At 59.2% G+C, this 15,979-nt stretch carries 14 protein-coding genes; 5 read left to right on the forward strand and 9 right to left on the reverse strand.

What is annotated here, in order from left to right:
• Window positions 1-148: 148 nt before the first annotated feature.
• The 3 genes from A0U94_RS04495 to metH all read right to left on the reverse strand — a co-directional run bounded on the left by A0U94_RS04495 (window position 149) and on the right by metH (window position 5,119).
• Window positions 149-439 carry a hypothetical protein gene (locus tag A0U94_RS04495; RefSeq protein WP_167369346.1) on the reverse strand — a complete coding sequence of 97 codons (291 nt, stop codon included), beginning with the start codon at window positions 437-439 and terminating at the stop codon, window positions 149-151.
• Between the two features lie 256 nt (window positions 440-695).
• Window positions 696-1,574 (reverse strand): formyltetrahydrofolate deformylase, encoded by an 879-nt coding sequence (purU, locus tag A0U94_RS04500; protein WP_077802570.1) that lies wholly within the window; start codon window positions 1,572-1,574, stop codon window positions 696-698.
• 38 nt (window positions 1,575-1,612) lie between these two features.
• Window positions 1,613-5,119 (reverse strand): methionine synthase, encoded by a 3,507-nt coding sequence (metH, locus tag A0U94_RS04505; RefSeq protein ID WP_077802571.1) that lies wholly within the window; start codon window positions 5,117-5,119, stop codon window positions 1,613-1,615.
• 206 nt (window positions 5,120-5,325) lie between these two features.
• Between metH and A0U94_RS04510 the strand changes: the two genes are divergently transcribed.
• Together A0U94_RS04510 and A0U94_RS04515 are read left to right on the forward strand one after the other, a co-directional pair.
• Window positions 5,326-5,688, forward strand: a complete 363-nt coding sequence (locus A0U94_RS04510; RefSeq protein ID WP_149026661.1) for a hypothetical protein — start codon at window positions 5,326-5,328, stop codon at window positions 5,686-5,688.
• Window positions 5,689-5,767: 79 nt separating this feature from the next.
• On the forward strand, window positions 5,768-6,409 hold the full coding sequence (locus tag A0U94_RS04515) for a TetR family transcriptional regulator (RefSeq protein WP_062028374.1): 642 nt from the start codon (window positions 5,768-5,770) through the stop codon (window positions 6,407-6,409).
• Between the two features lie 7 nt (window positions 6,410-6,416).
• Here the strand turns inward: A0U94_RS04515 and A0U94_RS04520 are convergent, their stop codons facing one another.
• Window positions 6,417-8,624, reverse strand: coding sequence for a TonB-dependent receptor (locus A0U94_RS04520; protein ID WP_077802573.1), 2,208 nt, complete (start codon window positions 8,622-8,624; stop codon window positions 6,417-6,419).
• 316 nt (window positions 8,625-8,940) lie between these two features.
• Between A0U94_RS04520 and A0U94_RS04525 the strand changes: the two genes are divergently transcribed.
• Window positions 8,941-10,026, forward strand: coding sequence for a glycosyltransferase (locus tag A0U94_RS04525; protein ID WP_077802574.1), 1,086 nt, complete (start codon window positions 8,941-8,943; stop codon window positions 10,024-10,026).
• A 51-nt stretch (window positions 10,027-10,077) separates the two neighbouring features.
• Here the strand turns inward: A0U94_RS04525 and A0U94_RS04530 are convergent, their stop codons facing one another.
• From A0U94_RS04530 to A0U94_RS04540, 3 genes are all read right to left on the reverse strand, one after another.
• The gene (locus A0U94_RS04530; protein ID WP_077802575.1) at window positions 10,078-11,790 is read right to left on the reverse strand and encodes an FUSC family protein; all 1,713 of its coding nucleotides are present in this window, start codon (window positions 11,788-11,790) and stop codon (window positions 10,078-10,080) included.
• Window positions 11,791-11,908: 118 nt separating this feature from the next.
• Window positions 11,909-12,958, reverse strand: a complete 1,050-nt coding sequence (gene mdtN, locus A0U94_RS04535) for a multidrug transporter subunit MdtN (RefSeq protein WP_077802576.1) — start codon at window positions 12,956-12,958, stop codon at window positions 11,909-11,911.
• Between the two features lie 2 nt (window positions 12,959-12,960).
• Window positions 12,961-13,236, reverse strand: a complete 276-nt coding sequence (locus A0U94_RS04540; protein WP_077802577.1) for a YtcA family lipoprotein — start codon at window positions 13,234-13,236, stop codon at window positions 12,961-12,963.
• A 285-nt stretch (window positions 13,237-13,521) separates the two neighbouring features.
• Here A0U94_RS04540 and A0U94_RS04545 point away from each other — a divergent pair, with 285 nt between their 5' ends.
• Window positions 13,522-14,466, forward strand: coding sequence for a ribokinase (locus A0U94_RS04545; protein ID WP_077803840.1), 945 nt, complete (start codon window positions 13,522-13,524; stop codon window positions 14,464-14,466).
• 20 nt (window positions 14,467-14,486) lie between these two features.
• Here the strand turns inward: A0U94_RS04545 and A0U94_RS16030 are convergent, their stop codons facing one another.
• Together A0U94_RS16030 and A0U94_RS16035 are read right to left on the reverse strand one after the other, a co-directional pair.
• Window positions 14,487-14,642, reverse strand: coding sequence for an RcnB family protein (locus tag A0U94_RS16030; RefSeq protein WP_231865248.1), 156 nt, complete (start codon window positions 14,640-14,642; stop codon window positions 14,487-14,489).
• Complete coding sequence (locus A0U94_RS16035) at window positions 14,585-14,875, reverse strand: hypothetical protein (RefSeq protein ID WP_244178131.1); 291 nt, start codon at window positions 14,873-14,875, stop codon at window positions 14,585-14,587. Before A0U94_RS16035 ends, A0U94_RS16030 begins: the two co-directional genes overlap by 58 nt.
• 270 nt (window positions 14,876-15,145) lie before the next feature.
• Between A0U94_RS16035 and A0U94_RS04555 the strand changes: the two genes are divergently transcribed.
• A complete protein-coding gene (locus tag A0U94_RS04555) occupies window positions 15,146-15,931 on the forward strand; it encodes a DeoR/GlpR family DNA-binding transcription regulator (RefSeq protein ID WP_077803841.1) in 786 nt (261 codons plus the stop codon).
• Window positions 15,932-15,979 lie beyond the last annotated feature (48 nt).

Raw genomic sequence — 15,979 nt, forward strand, 5'->3', positions numbered from 1 at the left:
TCCGGCATAAAGACAGGACGCTCTTCATAGGCTGGATCTCAGGCTTGGGAAATATCTTCTGATTAATATGGGGGTATAGAATGAAATAATCTGTCTGAAACCGGATCCGCACTGAAAGATCAGGGCGCATTCCGGCAAGACATGAAGCCTACTCAAAGAAAATATTGCTTGCCCGGCTGACGAAAATATACGTCCGCTCGTCACCCTTGGTGTTGACGATGATCCCCTGTTCGAGATCCGCCCCGACTTTCATGGCCGAGCCGATCACCAGAATTTTCCTGTTCAGCACCATGTTTCGGAAATCGCCACCAAACCGGATATCGGCATTATAGGCGACCGAAGATGTGATCTGTACGGCGACATTGGCCCGGTCCAGATACGTGTCTTCGGAGTTGAGAAAGACCATCTTGTTAAAAACATTCACGCTTTTGACGGTCATGACAAATGTACCGGGAACGACGGTCCGTTTGGATGTTGCCTGCAGCGTGTCGGCCGGTGTCAGCCTTTTTTCAAGAACCCAGTTGCCGGAACAGGCTGCCTGACTGATCAAAGTCGCAAACAGGGCCAGTGAACAAAGAATTTTGCGAGCGTTCATCTGAATATTGCCACCGACAGTGAAAATGCCGGTTGAGCGTAGGAGAGAATATTCAGGATGTCGTGCGAAATTTTTATGTCCCGTCAAATAAAAACCCGTCTCAGGGCGTGAAGACGACTGTCCTGTTGCCGTTGATGATGGTCCGGCGTTCGATGTGATACCGGACTGCACGTGCCAGAACGCGACGTTCGATATCGCGTCCTTTGCGGATCAGGTCTTCAGGCGTGTCGGCATGGGAAATACGCTCCACATCCTGTTCGATGATCGGACCTTCATCCAAATCACGCGTAACGTAATGGGCGGTTGCACCGATCAGCTTCACGCCGCGGGCAAAAGCCTGATGGTACGGGCGCGCACCCTTGAAGCCGGGCAGGAAGGAGTGGTGGATATTGATGCAGCGACCGGACAGGCTGGCGGCCATCTCGTTTGACAGAACCTGCATGTAACGCGCGAGGATGACCAGTTCGGCACCGCTCAACGCCAGAAGTTCCAGCACATGGGCTTCCTGCGCGGGCTTCGTTTCTTTCGTGACGGGCACGTGATGGAATGGAATGCCGTAGAAATCCAGATCCGCGAACACTTCGCGTGGATGGTTCGATACGATACCAACCGGCTCGATTGGCAGTTCCCCGATACGCCAGCGATAGAGCAGATCGACCAGACAGTGATCGAAGCGGGAGACCATCAGCAGGACCTTCGGCTTGACGCTGCGATCATGCAGGGCCCACTCCATGCTGAAACTGTTCCCCAGAATGGCCAGCGCCTCTTGGAGCTGTTGCATGCTGGTCCGGTCCTGTGCGACTTCGAAGACGATCCGCATGAAGAAGACCGTGCTGTCCCGGTCATCGAACTGTTGAGCTTCCGTGATGTTGGCATCCAGCTCCGCCAGTTTCCCGCTGATGGCCGCCACGATACCCGGGCGGTTGGGGCAGGAAAGCGTCAGAACATAGGTCGTCTGCGGAACTGAAGAGGCCGTCATGGAAGGTCTTTTCCCGTCTTTATGAAAGTCTGCCGTCCTCAGACGGTAAAGTATTTTGCCCGAGGATTCAGCATCACAAGGGCTGATGTCGACTGTTCCGGGTGCAACTGATAGCCGTCCGAAAGCGACACGCCGATGCGTTCGGCATCCAGCATTTTCAGGATCGGTTCCTGATCCTCCAGGCGCGGGCAGGCGGGATAACCGAAGGAATAGCGCGAGCCGCGATAGGACTGTGAGAGCAGCTTTTCCATGTCGCGGTTGTCATCGCCTGCGAAGCCCAGTTCGGCGCGAATGCGCTTGTGGGTGTATTCCGCCATCGCTTCCGCCATCTCGACCGACAGGCCATGCAGGTACAGATAGTCCTGATAGCGGTTGTCCTCGAACCACACCCGCGCCAGATCGGACGCTTTCTGCCCGACCGTTACGACCTGAAGCCCAACCACATCGCGTGCGTCATCGCTGATGTCCCGCACGAAATCGGCGATGCACTCGCCGTCGTCCTTGGGCTGGCGCGGCATGGCAAAGCGTGCGGCTTCCGTTTTGCCGTCCTCTTCGAACAGCACGAGATCGTTCCCGTCGCCCGCAGCTTTCCAGTAGCCATAGATCGCCTGCGGCCGGATGATGTCCTGTTCAGCACTCAGCGCCAGCATCCGCTTGAGCACGGGGCGAAGCTCGATCTTGGCGTATTCCATGAATTCGTCGAGCGACCGACCCTGTTTCCGGAAGCCCCACTGAAACTGGTACAGCGACCGCTCATTGAGAAACGGCAGAACCGCATTCGGCGTCGCTTCCAGAACGCGCGCGCCCCAGAACGGCGGCGTAATGACAGGCTCGGAGCCTGAAATGCGCTCACGCCGGGCTTTTGCAGCGTCACGATCCACCTCACCAAAGCCCCGCGTTTCCGCGATTTCCGGCGCGCGTTCCGTCTTGCGGCTCGCCTGGCTGGCGCGGCGCGTCTGGATGGCACCCAGATAGGAATCGAGGTCGTTGTTGGCAATCTTGTCCATCAGGCCCAGACCGTCGAACGCATCGCGCGCATACGCCACCCGTCCCGGTTCACCGGCACCGTAGGAGCGGGCGCATTCTTCCTCGACGTAATTCCGCGTCAGGGCCGCGCCGCCAAGAATAACCGGAAGATCAAAGCCCTGACGGTGCATTTCCGCGAGGTTCTCGCGCATGATAACCGTGGATTTCACCAGAAGCCCGGACATGCCCAGCGCATCGGCGTTATGTTCTTTCACGGCCGCGATCATGTCTGCAAGCGGCACCTTGATGCCCAGATTGATGACCCGGTAGCCGTTATTGGTCAGGATGATGTCCACGAGGTTCTTGCCGATATCGTGAACGTCACCCTTGACGGTGGCGAGCACCATCGTGCCGCGATGCTGGCCTTCCGTGCGCTCCATATGCGGCTCAAGCCAGGCGACGGCAGTCTTCATCGTCTCGGCGGACTGCAACACGAACGGGAGCTGCATCTTGCCCGATCCGAACAGTTCGCCCACAACCTTCATGCCATCCAGCAGGACGTTGTTGATGATGTCCAGCGGCGGCATTTCCGCCATCGCATCTTCCAGATCCTGCTCGATGCCCTTGCGGTCACCGTCCACAATCCGATCCTTCAGACGTCCTGCGGGCGTTTCCGCACGACGCTTCTTGACGGCATCCGCGGCCTTGCGTCCGGCAAACAGCTCCAGCAGCTTCTGGAGCGGATCGTAGTCTTCGGTGCGACGGTCGAAGATCAGGTCTTCCGCGACCTTGACCTCTTCAGCCGCGATCAGATGCAACGGACGGATCTTGGAGACATGCACGATCGCGCCCGTCATGCCCGCCTTGACGGCATGGTCGAGAAACACCGAATTCAGCACCGCCCGCGCGGCCGGATTCAGGCCGAAGGAAATGTTCGACAGGCCGAGAATGATCTGGATGTCGGGGAATTTGTCGCGGATCAGCTTGATGCCCTCAAGCGTCCACTGACCCAGTTTGCGGTCGTCTTCAACGCCGGTGGCGATGGTGAAGGTCAGCGGATCGATCATCAGGTCCGACTGCGGCAGCCCGTACTGGGTGCAGGCGAAATCGACCAGACGTTCAGCGATGCGCAGCTTGTCCTGCGGCTCCTTCGCCATGCCGACTTCATCAATCGTGAGTGCGATCATGGCCGCGCCGAACTTGCGGGCCAGCTTCATGCGGGCATGCGCCTGATCTTCACCGTCCTCGAAATTGATCGAGTTGATGATGGGCTTGCCGCCATGCAGCTTGAGCGCGGCCTCAATGACGGGAGTTTCGGTGGAATCGATCACCAGCGGCGCATTCACAGACGACGTGAAGCGCGTGACGACCTCGTTCATTTCACGGACTTCATCCCGTCCGACGAATGCTGTGCAGATGTCGAGCGCGTTGGAACCCTCTGCTGCCTGTTCGCGCCCGATGGCGACGCAGCCGTCCCAGTCATTGGCTTCCTGAAGCTCGCGCCATTTCTTGGAGCCGTTCGCGTTGCAGCGTTCGCCGATGGAGAAGTAGCTGTTCTCCTGACGCAGCGGCGTCTGGGTATAAAGGCTGGAGACCGACGGCATCCAGACCGTACTGCGCTTGACCGGGGCAGGGCGCAGTTTCGTGCCACCAAGGCGACGCAGCATCCCGTCCAGCGCCTGAATATGCGGCGTGGATGTGCCACAGCAGCCGCCGATCAGGTTCAGCCCGTCTTCCTTGACGAAGCGCTCCATCCAGACGGCCATTTCTTCGGGGCTGAGCGGATAGACAGTCTTGCCGTCCACAAGCTCGGGCAGGCCGGCATTGGGCTGCATGGAAATGAGGCCGGGCCAGTTTTCTGACAGCCAGCGGACATGCTCGCCCATTTCCTGCGGGCCGGTCGCGCAGTTCAGGCCGAGTGAGGGGACGTCCAGCGCCTGAACGGTGGTGGCGGCCGCGGCGATATCGGGGCCCACCAGCAACGTGCCGGTGGTCTCGACCGTGACCTGCACGAAGATCGGCGCATCCGAACCCAGTTCGATCCGCGCAATCTTGGCAGCATTCACGGCCGCCTTGATCTGGAGCGTGTCCTGACACGTCTCGATCAGGAACCCGTCCACGCCACCGTCGAGCAGGCCACGGCACTGTTCGACCAGACCGGCTTCCAGATCGTCATAAGCAATGTTGCCCAGCGTCGGCAGCTTCGTGCCCGGACCGATGGAGCCCATGACGTAGCGGTGCCGTCCGTCGGAGAACGTTTCGGCCGCCTCACGGGCCAGCGTCGCAGCCGTACGGTTGATTTCGCGTGTACGGTCCTGCAGCCCGAACTCCGCCAGTGTGACGATGGAGCCGCCGAACGTGTTCGTCTCCACCATGTCCGCGCCGGCTTCGAAATAGCCGCGATGGATTTCGCGGACGAGTTCCGGACGCGAAAGGTTCAGGATTTCCGTACAGTTTTCCTGCCCCCAGTAATCGCGCTCTACTTCGAGATCCAGCATCTGCACCCGGGACCCCATACCGCCATCACAGAGCAGGACCTGATCGGCAAGGGCGTCAAGCAGATGGGGACGTGAGGACATGGGCAGCAGGCTCTGTAACTGGAAAGGACGGGAGACGGGTTCGGGAACCCGCGATCAAGGCAGCGCCTCCATACACAGCGAGAGGCAGGGACGGTGTAGCAAAACGCCTGCGCGGCGGCAAAGAATCCCGGACAGGAAAATCGGGGCATAAAAAAGGGGACATGAAAATGCTGCCCGGTTGCGCTGGCCCTGCTAAAGAGGATGCAATGACCGCGTCCCGCACGTCCCTGATCCCCCTGAACTTCCTGTCCGGAGCGTCTTCATGGCCGGAAGAGCGCAGACGTCATGCGCTGCTCATCGGCAACGCACGTCCTGAGGAGGCGTGGGGCGATGTCGCCGCCATTCCCGCACCGTCGCCCTTCAGGAACCGCCACGCTACGGGATGCCTGTGTTGCAGCCGTGATCCGGTGGCCATGGTTCTGGCACAGGCTTTCCAGGACCGCGTGACGGGCAGACGCCCGTTTTTTCACGAAGTGGCGGTTCTGATTGCCCCGCAGGAGATGTCGGCGCTCCGGCAGCAGCTTGAAAATGACGTGCTGGTCCGGGCGCGTTACCGGCTTGTGTCCTGAAGCCGGTGGTTTCTGTCTTCTGGAACGCTTCAGCAGTTCGGGTCTATGCTCGCTGGGGACTTCGGGATAACTGGACGACATGACGACAGACGCACAACAGGATGGCGAACAGGACGGGCCGCTGCGGCAGCGCAAGAAGGACCGCACCCATGCCGCGCTGGTGCGCGAAGCCATGCGCCTGTTTTCGACTTACGGTTATGAAGAAACGTCCGTCGATGAAATTGCAGAAGCCGCGCAGATCTCGCGTCGGACGCTCTTTCGTTATTTTCCGGGCAAGGCCGATATCATTCTCGCCTGGACCCACGGCGTTACAACGATCCTGACCGATGCCATTCGCGCCGTGCCGCTGGACGTTCCGCTACAGGACGCCGTTCTGGCAGGGCTTGTGCCGGTCGTCGCCTGTTATTCGTCCGACCGGATGGATGCCTATGGGGTCGTCAGGCTGGTGGAACAGACGCCCGCGCTGCGTGACATGGCCCTGCGTCGCTATTCCGAATGGGAGGAAACACTCGCTTCCGCCCTGATCGCCCGCTTGCCCGCCACCGAAATGCCGTCCCTCGTGGCCCGTTTGCTGGCCCGGACGGCGATTGCGACGTTCCGGACGGCTCTGGACGAATGGGTCAAGACCGAAGGCCGGTCGGATCTTGAAACCATCCTGCGCCGGACCTTCACGCTTCAGCCCCTGCTGTGGCAGAACGATTTCCCGATGAGTTCAGGCTGAACCCCGCTCAGAGGTCCAGCTCGATGCTGAAATGGTAAGTCCGCGGCAGGCCGGCCACGGCAGAGTTGGTGGCGTTGCTGACGCCATTGATGCTGGATGGATAGACGGAGGCCCAGTAGCTCTGGTTCGTCACGTTGTTCACACCAAAGCGGAACACCAGCGGCTGGCCATAGGCATGGGTCGCGTACCGTGCGCCCAGATCCAGCGTGACGTAAGACGGCGCAAAGGTCGTGTTGTAAACATTGGCAGCGCGACGGCCCATATAATGAACATTCGCGTTGACGGCCGCGCCTTTGAGAAACGGCAGGCGATAATCCAGCAGTGCATTCGCCATCAGTGGCGGGACGCCAACAACCTGCTTGTTGGCCGTCAGCGACGATCCCGTGCCCAGCATCTGGGCATCGAGCCATGTCATGCCACCAAGAAAAGTCAGATCATCGGTGATATTGCCCGATGCCTGAAATTCGACGCCATAGTTCCGCTGCGTGCCGTAATTCGCATAGACATGCGTCACAGGGTCCGTGAAGCCGAACGGACGTGACATGCGGAAGCCCGCAATGTTGACCTGCATGCGCTTGGCGATCAGGATCTTGTAGCCGACTTCATATTCTTCCGACCGCAGCGGTGCCGTGACGTCATTCACGTTGACCGACCCCACCGGGGCGGTCGTTCCCGCCTGTAGCGAACGTCCCCATGTGAAATACAGCGTCTGGCTGTCCGTCGGCTTGTACATCAGGCTCGTCATCGGGCTGAATGCGGCGGCGCGTGTGTAGCTGGATGTCTTGGTGCCCGTCTTGGCGTAGTTGTTGGTGCTCAGCCAGCTCCAGGCGAGGGAGCCCATGATCGACCAGTGCTTGCCCAGCGAAATGGTATCGCCTGCCAGCAGCGACTGGTTCATCGTATCAGCGGATTTGTAGCGGCCGGAATAATAAGGCTGAACGCTTGAGAAGCTCTTCGGATGGCCGATCGTGGCCTCCCCCAGCGTCAGGGTGCCGGTGGAAGATGTGGGGTTGTAGTTCCCCATCACATAGCCATTCGTGCCGAGTTCGATCTGGTGCCGCAGCGGACCGGTGCGGAATTTGCCGTTCAGGTAAGCCATGTTGCTCCCTGCAACGAAATCATTGGCCGTGAGGGCCGCGGAAATCGTCTGGCGGTACAGGCCCGAGGAATTCAGAAGCTGGTTGGACGTGCTGAAGACATTGCGCGCCGCATTCTGCCACAGACCGCCCAGCTTGAGGCTCCAGTTGTCGTTGAAATTATGGATGATCTTGGCCAGAGCCGTATCGGTTTCCATGTTGTAGCCCGCCTGAGGCTGACCATAACCCTTCTGGCTCAGGTCCGGTGCCTGGGGGAGCTGGATTGCGGTGCTGTAGGCGAAACCGCCCGGATAGCCGCGCTCGGCATAGGTGTACTGGCTGGCATCGAGCTGGATGACAGTCTTGTCCGAGAGGTGAATGTCGAAATCGCCACTGACAAGATCACGCCGAAGATGCGAACCTTCGACATAGCCTTCGCCGTTCTGGTTCAGCAGGTTGAGGCGGTATCCGAACCACTTGTTTTTTCCTACGCGCCCCGAGACATCCGCGCTCTCCAGGGGAGAACCGATGGAATCCGTCCCCACGACAAAGCGTTCGGTCATACGGTCCGTCGGGCGCTTGAGCGTGAAGTCGAACGTGCCAGCCGGGTTCTGCGGTCCGTAAAGCGCGCCTGCCAGACCGTTCAGAACCTGAAGGCTGTCGAACTGTTCGGCGGCGTAGGGCGTGGTGATGACCATGTTCAGCCCGTCCATGCGGGTGTTGGCAATCACATCGCCTTCAAAGCCACGGGACTGTGGCCGGCTGGTATTTGGATCCCCACGCATTTCAAGCTGGGCGGACGGCACATACGCTACGAGATCGTTAATATTGCGGCTCTGCTGGTTCACCAGCACATCATGCGGGACAACCATGATGGACATGGGGGTGTCCAGCACCGAACGTGTTCCAAGTGGCCCCAGCGCCACGTCTTTGTTCAGATAATCCGCAGCGGTTCCGGAGCCGTTGCGGCTGTGAACCGTGATTGTCTCGGGTTTTGGTGCAGGCGATGCGGTGTGGGGTGACGACGCAGGCGCGGTCGTCTTGGGCTTGGGGGCCGGTTGTGTCTCGGCTGCAAAGGCGGGCATACTGCTCAGGACAGATCCGGAAAGAAGACAAAGCAGCAGACGTGCGGATTTCATGAGCGGTCCTGATCAGTCGGTATGGGTAAGCTGATGTCTCCTGTCCACATTATGGCACTGAGTGTCAAAATGATTCGCCAGTTTTAGCGCCGGTATCCTGTGCGTTTCCCCATGACTGTTTCCTGAAAGACACAGACGGGGAGGGCCTGTCCCCACAGAGGGTGGCCTGGGATTTACATCTGGATCGGACAATCAAAACCACAGACCGTCTGCCGGAAGAGGGACGGCTTATTTTTCATTAATCTTTCATTAATTTTTCATTGATGTCATCCTATGTTTTAAAGTATTTTTAAGTATTACAGCTGGATATTATGCGATGAAAGTTTTTGTGCAGCTTGCGTACGGTTTTGGAGGGACGGCCTGGCGGGAACGCTGGAAAGCAGGCCGCATTCTGGGGCTGAACGAGGAGCAGGCTTATGGCTACTCCCGGGCTGCCTCTGACGATGTAAAAATCGTCTATTCCGAAGATTCGCAGGAAAATCTACCTCAGAAATTTGTGCGTTACGGCGCTCGCGCCGTGCTGGGTTTCGACTTTGTTCATGCATGGCGTAACCGCAAACAACTGCTTGCGGCCGATGTGGTATGGACCCACACGGAATCGCAGATGCTGGCGGTTCTGCTGCTCTTCCGCATTCTGAGGCCGACGCAGAGGCCCAAAATTCTTGGGCAGGTCGTCTGGCTGATGGACCGGTGGCGTAAGCAGCCGTTCTGGAGACGGTGGTTTTTCCGGTTCCTTATGAAGCACCTCGATCTGCTGACTGTCCTCTCGGTCTGCAACCGTGATGACGGGCGTCAACTGTTTCCGGAGCTTCGTATCGAGCGGGTACATTTTGGTATCCGGGCGGACGACATGAAGCCGGCTCGCAAAACCTGCCAGGGGAAAAAGCTCAAGGTTCTCTCGCTCGGGAACGATGAACACAGGGACTGGAAAACCTTTTGTGCGGCAGCGGAGGCGCTTCCGGACGTTGAGTTCAGTATTGCAAGCAGCGCTCGCGCCGCATCTGACGCGGCAAAGAATGTTCCCAACGTCGAACTGGTGCGGGCGAAAAATAATTCCGAGCTGATCGGTCTTTATTCTGAAGCTGATATTGTGGTTGTTCCTCTTCAGGACAATCGTCATGCTTCGGGCATTACCGTTGTGGAGGAAGCTATTATTCTGGGTGTTCCAGTCATTTCCTCGGATTGCGGTGGTTTGACAGATTATTTTGGCCCGGACTCCATACTTTATGTGCCGGCACAGAATCCGACAGCGCTTGCAGAGGCGATTTCCGCTGTGCGTGCTGATCCGGCTGCTGCGTTGCAAAGGGCTGAAGCCGCTCAGGAGCGGGTTCAGAACGCCATTAACTCTGTGCAATATGCCCGCAAGCATGTTGAACTGTCACGGGAACTTCTGGACGCCTAGTTCGGGGTTTCAGGGGAGTATTTCCATGAAAGTGGCAGTATTCCCCACAGCTTATCCAGCAAGTCTTTTCAGTCGCGCCGTGTGATCGGTCAGGTCTGTTCTGTCAGGATTGACGAGCAGGTCTTCCGAAAGACGGCCAGCGTCATCAAGTGCCTGTTTTGTTTCTTGCAGGCGGGGCAGGTCAACGCGCGTGTTGATGGGTTCCGCCATGACATATTCCAGAGTGCGTTCGCTTTCCAGGAGGGTGGACTGGGTGCTGGCAATGGCCTCCGCACGCACCTGTGGCGTCAGGGCCTGAGACTGTCGTTGCAGGGTCTCGGCCAGTTTGCGCAGACCTTCTCCAATCCGGTCGCGGGCACTGGTCGGCCAGAAGCTCGTGAACATGGCATAAGTGATGAAGTTGCCCAGCATGATCCCTATGATCCGGTCCCGGGCAGTCTCCATGTCGCTGGTGGGGCCAAAGCCTTTCAGATCCGACAGGTAAAAGGCCAGGCCGATCTGAAATCCGGCATAGGCAATCCGCTCATCGCCGGTCTTGACCCAGGCTGCGAGCAGGGACACTGCGAAAATCAGCACCAGAAAGCCGGTGATTCCGTCCAGATGGGGCATGACGAAAATAATGGAGCCAATGCCAATTGCCCCGCCCACAAGAGCCCCTGAGATACGCAGGGTCAGCTTGGAAACCATTTCTCCCATCGTGGGCAGTGCAACGATGAAGCAGGTGATGATGCAGGTGTGGATACCGGGCCAGTCCAGCACCATAAACGCCAGGTAGCTGAGCATGACTCCAGCCGTGCCCTTGACCGCAAAGCGCACATGCTCGGGGTTGCTGAAAGCATCATCCGCAAAGAAGCCGGATTTTTTCTCCTTCAGGCCAGGTGCGGCGCCCTCTGGCGGTGGCGTTGCAAAATCAAGCAGCATATCCGCCAGAGCGGAGGCTGCAGGAGAGGCAGGGCTGACAGCAGGCCGTTCTATGGCAGCCGGATAGTCTCCATCCGTGAAAATGGCAGCCATCTTTTCAAGGGTTTCCAGCAGATGGGTTGCGTCTTCTGCCGGTATTCCGGTTCGGCCTGCTTCATCGGCGAGGGCAAGAACGGCGACGCTGCTGCTCGCGGACTGTCTGAGGCAGGCCAGATCTCTGGCTGCCCAGATTTTTTCAAGGCTGGCCATCTTCGCAGACTTCATCATGTCCGTCGTGCCGGTACGCAGCATGTCCGTTGCCTGCTCGCGGGTGCGATCATCGGCGCCGCGCAGCAGGCGGCACGCCATGCGAAGGCGGGCAGCGATGTCATCGGTCAGAAGTCTGCGGGGGGACGGGCAGATCAGTAGCCCGAGCACGATCATGACGGCTCCCGGCACAGCCAGGAACAGATCCGTATAAAGAATTGCCCGTGTGATGACTTCCCCGACCGGGACCTGGTCAATCACGACCAGCCCGAATACGGTAATCAGGCCGAAGAGATAGGCCACGGGTTTGAGTTTGCTGGCCGATCCCAGAAAAAAGAATCCGAACGACAGGATGGCGATGACGATCACCAGCTCCATCGGATGATCGAGCGTGAGCTGAATCAGGCCATAAATCAGCAGGAGCAGGAGCACCACCACGATGTTCACCGCCACACCGGCGAGAGCATTGGTAACGCGATCTTTCTGCCAGAGCGCCATCGTTACGAGTGCTGGAACGCCCAGATCGGGGACCTGCCAGATTTCTCCAACCAGAACCGTGGTCGTGCAGCCTGCGGCCATGCGCAGAGCGTAGCCCATACGCCCCGGTGCAGGGTCCCCTATCAGACGCCAGATCCGCGCCAGTCCCAATGGGCGTACTGGCGGTGCGGGGCGGGTCACGTCCCGATCCACCGGGACATCCGGAGGATGGGAGGTTTCAGGGACAGGCAGCACCATGCCGGACCTCGACTGTCGCGGTAGCGCCGAGCCGCAGCAGAAGCGGATTTGCCTTCTCCAGCTGGACACGGACCGGAAAACGCTGGGCTACATGGACCCAGTCCATCTGTCGCGGCACAAGGGGGAGGGAGCGGGCAATTCCGGAGGAATCTACCGAAAGAACACCCCAGCCAATGCTCTCGACATGGCCGCGGATCGGCGTGTTGCGGTCAATCATGGAGTGGACCGTCACGCAGTCGCCGATCCCGACGGCATCGAGATCGCCTTCCCGGATATTGGCCATGGCATACCATTCGTTATCCGCGATCAGCGTGAACAGGGACTGCGAGGGGGCCAGGACCTCACCGACCTTCACGCGCAGGCTGGTGACATATCCGTCCGCAGGGGCAATGATCGTCGTCTGTCGCAGTTCATACCGGACGCGGTCGTAGGCTGCCTGACTGGCGTCGCGTGCAGCGATGGAACTTTTCAGGTCGCCTATGGCGGTTGTGGCGGCTGTGGACTGGATGCGGGACTGGGCCAACGATATTTCGGCATCATGCAGGGCGACGCGGGCCTGATCGTACTGCTGCCAGGGGATATAGGATTTTCCGGCCAGAGGCTGAAGCCGTTCTACTGTCCGGGCCGCCAGATCCCGGTTGGTCTGGGCGCGGGAGACCTGATCTCCGGCGGTGGCTGCGTTGGAGGTCTTGACGCTGAGCAGGCGTGTCTGGTTCTCCACTTCCGCATTGGCCAGATCCAGATTGGCCCTGGCCTGTCGGAGCGTCAGTTCGTAAGGCTCCGGGTCGATCCGGTACAGTACGTCGCCCTTGTGAACATGCTGGTTGACCGAAACGTTGAGTTCTTTCAGGCGTCCCCCCACGACCGCGGCGATATGCACCACCTCCGCGTCGATGATGCCGCTGTCAGAAGAGGGGTGCGCGCTGTCCTCGTGAGAGACGTGGATGCCGAAGGTAGTAGCCGCCCCTACGCACAGGACCGCGATGAGGATGCCGACCGGTTTTTTGCTGGAAACAGGAATGCGCTGCACGTTCAGGGTCCGAATACCAGTGTCCACACTGTCAGTGCGGCGATGACGCCAAGGGCGACATAGGTGAAGAGGCGGAAGCTGAGCAGCGCATCAAGCCCCGTCAGCAGAAAGAGGACGCGCAGGCCCACAGCCGTCGCCACGCCGATCAGGGCGCAGGCCATCCATCCCGGAAAATAGGCTCCCATGATCGGAAAAGCCGGAGCGCCGCGAAGAGTGCATCCGCCCGTCAGGAGAAAAGCGGGGCCGGAAATGCAGGATCGAAGGCGGGCAGGTCGCATAAGGAACGGGAAACTTTCGCGCGGCCATCAGGAGTGCTGAAGCCTATCACATTCATTTGCGAAAGACACAGTCCTGTCGACCCGGGAGGGAAGTCGAGAAAAGAAAACTGCTGCTTCTGCGAAAAGTTGCACAAAGAAGGCGCATATCCGGACTGGAAAAGGGATAATGATGTCCTGGCGTTTCATTGCCCTAGGTCTGTCGGCTGGCGCGCTTGAAGGGGGACGGACCATCCGATAAGCAGGCTTGAAAAATTCTTCTTTTCTCCATTTTTCGGCCTGATGGACATGACCTTGCGGACGCCTCTGATCCTTTCCTTTGGCAGTATCAATATTGATCTGACGGCCCGCAGCCAGCGGCTTCCCCGACCGGGCGAAACCGTTCATGCCGACAGTTATGTGATCGGGCTGGGTGGAAAAGGCAGTAACCAGGCTGCCGCCGCAGCAAGACTGGCGCGATTGTTCGATGTGGATGTCGCCCTCGCCGGGCGTGTAGGGTGCGACGCTTTTGGGGCGCAGGCGCGGGCCAGCCTTGAGGGGTTCGGCGTCGATCTGTCTCCGCTGCATGACGATTCCGAGCACCCGACCGGCATTGCGCTGATCGGGATCGACGCCTCGGCAGAGAACTGCATCACCGTCGCCGGAGGAGCGAACATGGCGGTGGACGAAACGGATGTCATGCTGGCCTCGCCTTGGCTGGACAGGGCGAAGGTTCTGTTGCTTCAGCTTGAAATCCCGCAGACGGCGGTTCTGGCGGCGGCGCGCCAGACGAAGCGATCAGGGGGCCTGGTCGTGCTCGATCCTGCTCCTGCTCCTGAACAGGAGCTTCTTGAGGCCCTCTGGGCTGAGATCGACATTCTTACGCCCAATGAAAGCGAGACCTTCAGCCTCACCGGTCTGCGACCGACAACGGTAGAAGAGGCAAAGAGCGCTGCGGAAGCTCTTCTGAAGAAGGGTGTCCGCGCCGTTCTGGTGAAGATGGGGGCGAAGGGGGTGTTCTGGCACGATGGCACTTCATCAGGGCATCTGGCGCCATTTCAGGTTGTTCCCGTCGATACCGTAGCTGCCGGGGACTGCTTCAATGCAGGACTTGCCGTTGCGCTGGCCCGTGGAGAAACCCTGCCGGAAGCCGCCCGGATCGCCTCCGCCTGTGGCGCTCTGGCCACGACGCGTCATGGCGCCGCGGACGCTGCACCGGAGTGGAGCGAGGTCGCGGCGCTGATTCAGGGCTGAAGCAGCCGGGAAGCTGTTTTTCAGCGCGGTCCCGGGCCATATCCGGGCGGCGGAGGAGGAGGGGGCGTCATGTTATTGGCAGTGACGACCCCTGCGATCAGACCGGTTGCCAGAGCTGTCAACAGAAACTGGTTATTATATCGCGTCCAGTAGTAGCCAGGGGGTGGGGCATACAGGCCGCGATAGCTGCGCCAGTTGTTGACAGCCCAACGGCCGCCACGAGGGCCGTCATAACGATCCCCCCGGCGCCAGACGCGGTCATGGCCGCCTCGGCCGCCACCGCGATAATCGCCATTCCGTCCCGGGCCCCCATGCCATCCGGGTCCACCATTTCCCGATGGCCCATTCCCTGGTCCGCCCCGGGGGCCTGCGTCGCGCGGGTCGGCGGAAGCGAGAGGGGCTGCGGCAAGGAGGCAGCCTGCCATCAATCCTGCGAATAATCTTGTCTTCATAACTCACCTTCAGACCCGGTTGTTCCGTTCCGAGCATGCAAGCGTCAGGTAAATCTTCTGACATGGCCGGAATATGGCTTTTGGAGCACGATCTGTAACGGCCTGTGAGGCCCGGTGGTTGCTTTCCTGCATCTGGAAGGAAGGTTTTGGGAATATTGCGGGCTTCCCGTGACAGAAAATGTGCGCTTATGTTCGCTTTCTCACATTTCGTGTCCGGACCACATATCATGCCCTACGATCCGTCCTCCACCAGCCCGAGACAGGACCAGATCGTACGTCTGGTTCGCAGTCAGGGTTACATGGCCAATGAGGAGATGGCGCAGCATTTCAGCGTTGCGGTCCAGACCATTCGCCGGGATGTGACCCATCTTGCGGGACTGGGTTTGCTATGTCGCCATCATGGAGGTGCGACGCCGGTCTCCACGGTAGAAAACCTGGATTATGACGCCCGCCAGATCCTCAATTCTTCCGCCAAGGATGCGATCGGACGTTATGCCGCGGCGCTGATTTCCGACCGTTCGTCCCTGTTCATCAATATCGGCACCACGACGGAAGCCTTTGCCCGATCCCTGACGAGCCACCGGGATCTGCGGATCGTAACGAACAACCTGCATGTGGCTTCGCTGGTGTCGGGACGGGCTGATTTTCATACCATCATTGCGGGGGGGCAGCTGCGCCCGCAGGATGGCGCCATTCTCGGCGCCACAGCCATCGACACGCTGTCCTCGTTCCGCACGGAATTTGGCGTGATCGGGATCAGCGGGATCGAGGAAGACGGCACGTTGCTGGATTTCGATCTGGAGGAAATCCAGTGTGCCCGGACAATCATCCGGAACTCGCGACGTGTTCTGCTGTTGGCGGATCATACGAAGTTCACGCGACACCCGCTGGGCAGGGTAGGGGATCTGCGCGATATCGACGATCTCATCACTGATCGTCCGGTCTCCGAATCCTTCCAGCGGCTTCTGGAAGCTGCAGGCGTCACGCTGCATGTGGCTGAAAATCACGAATAAAGCCGCATCTTCTAACACTATTGCGTTACGAATAACATAAAACACTTT

This window comes from Gluconobacter albidus, assembly GCF_002005485.1.
Lineage (GTDB): Bacteria > Pseudomonadota > Alphaproteobacteria > Acetobacterales > Acetobacteraceae > Gluconobacter > Gluconobacter albidus.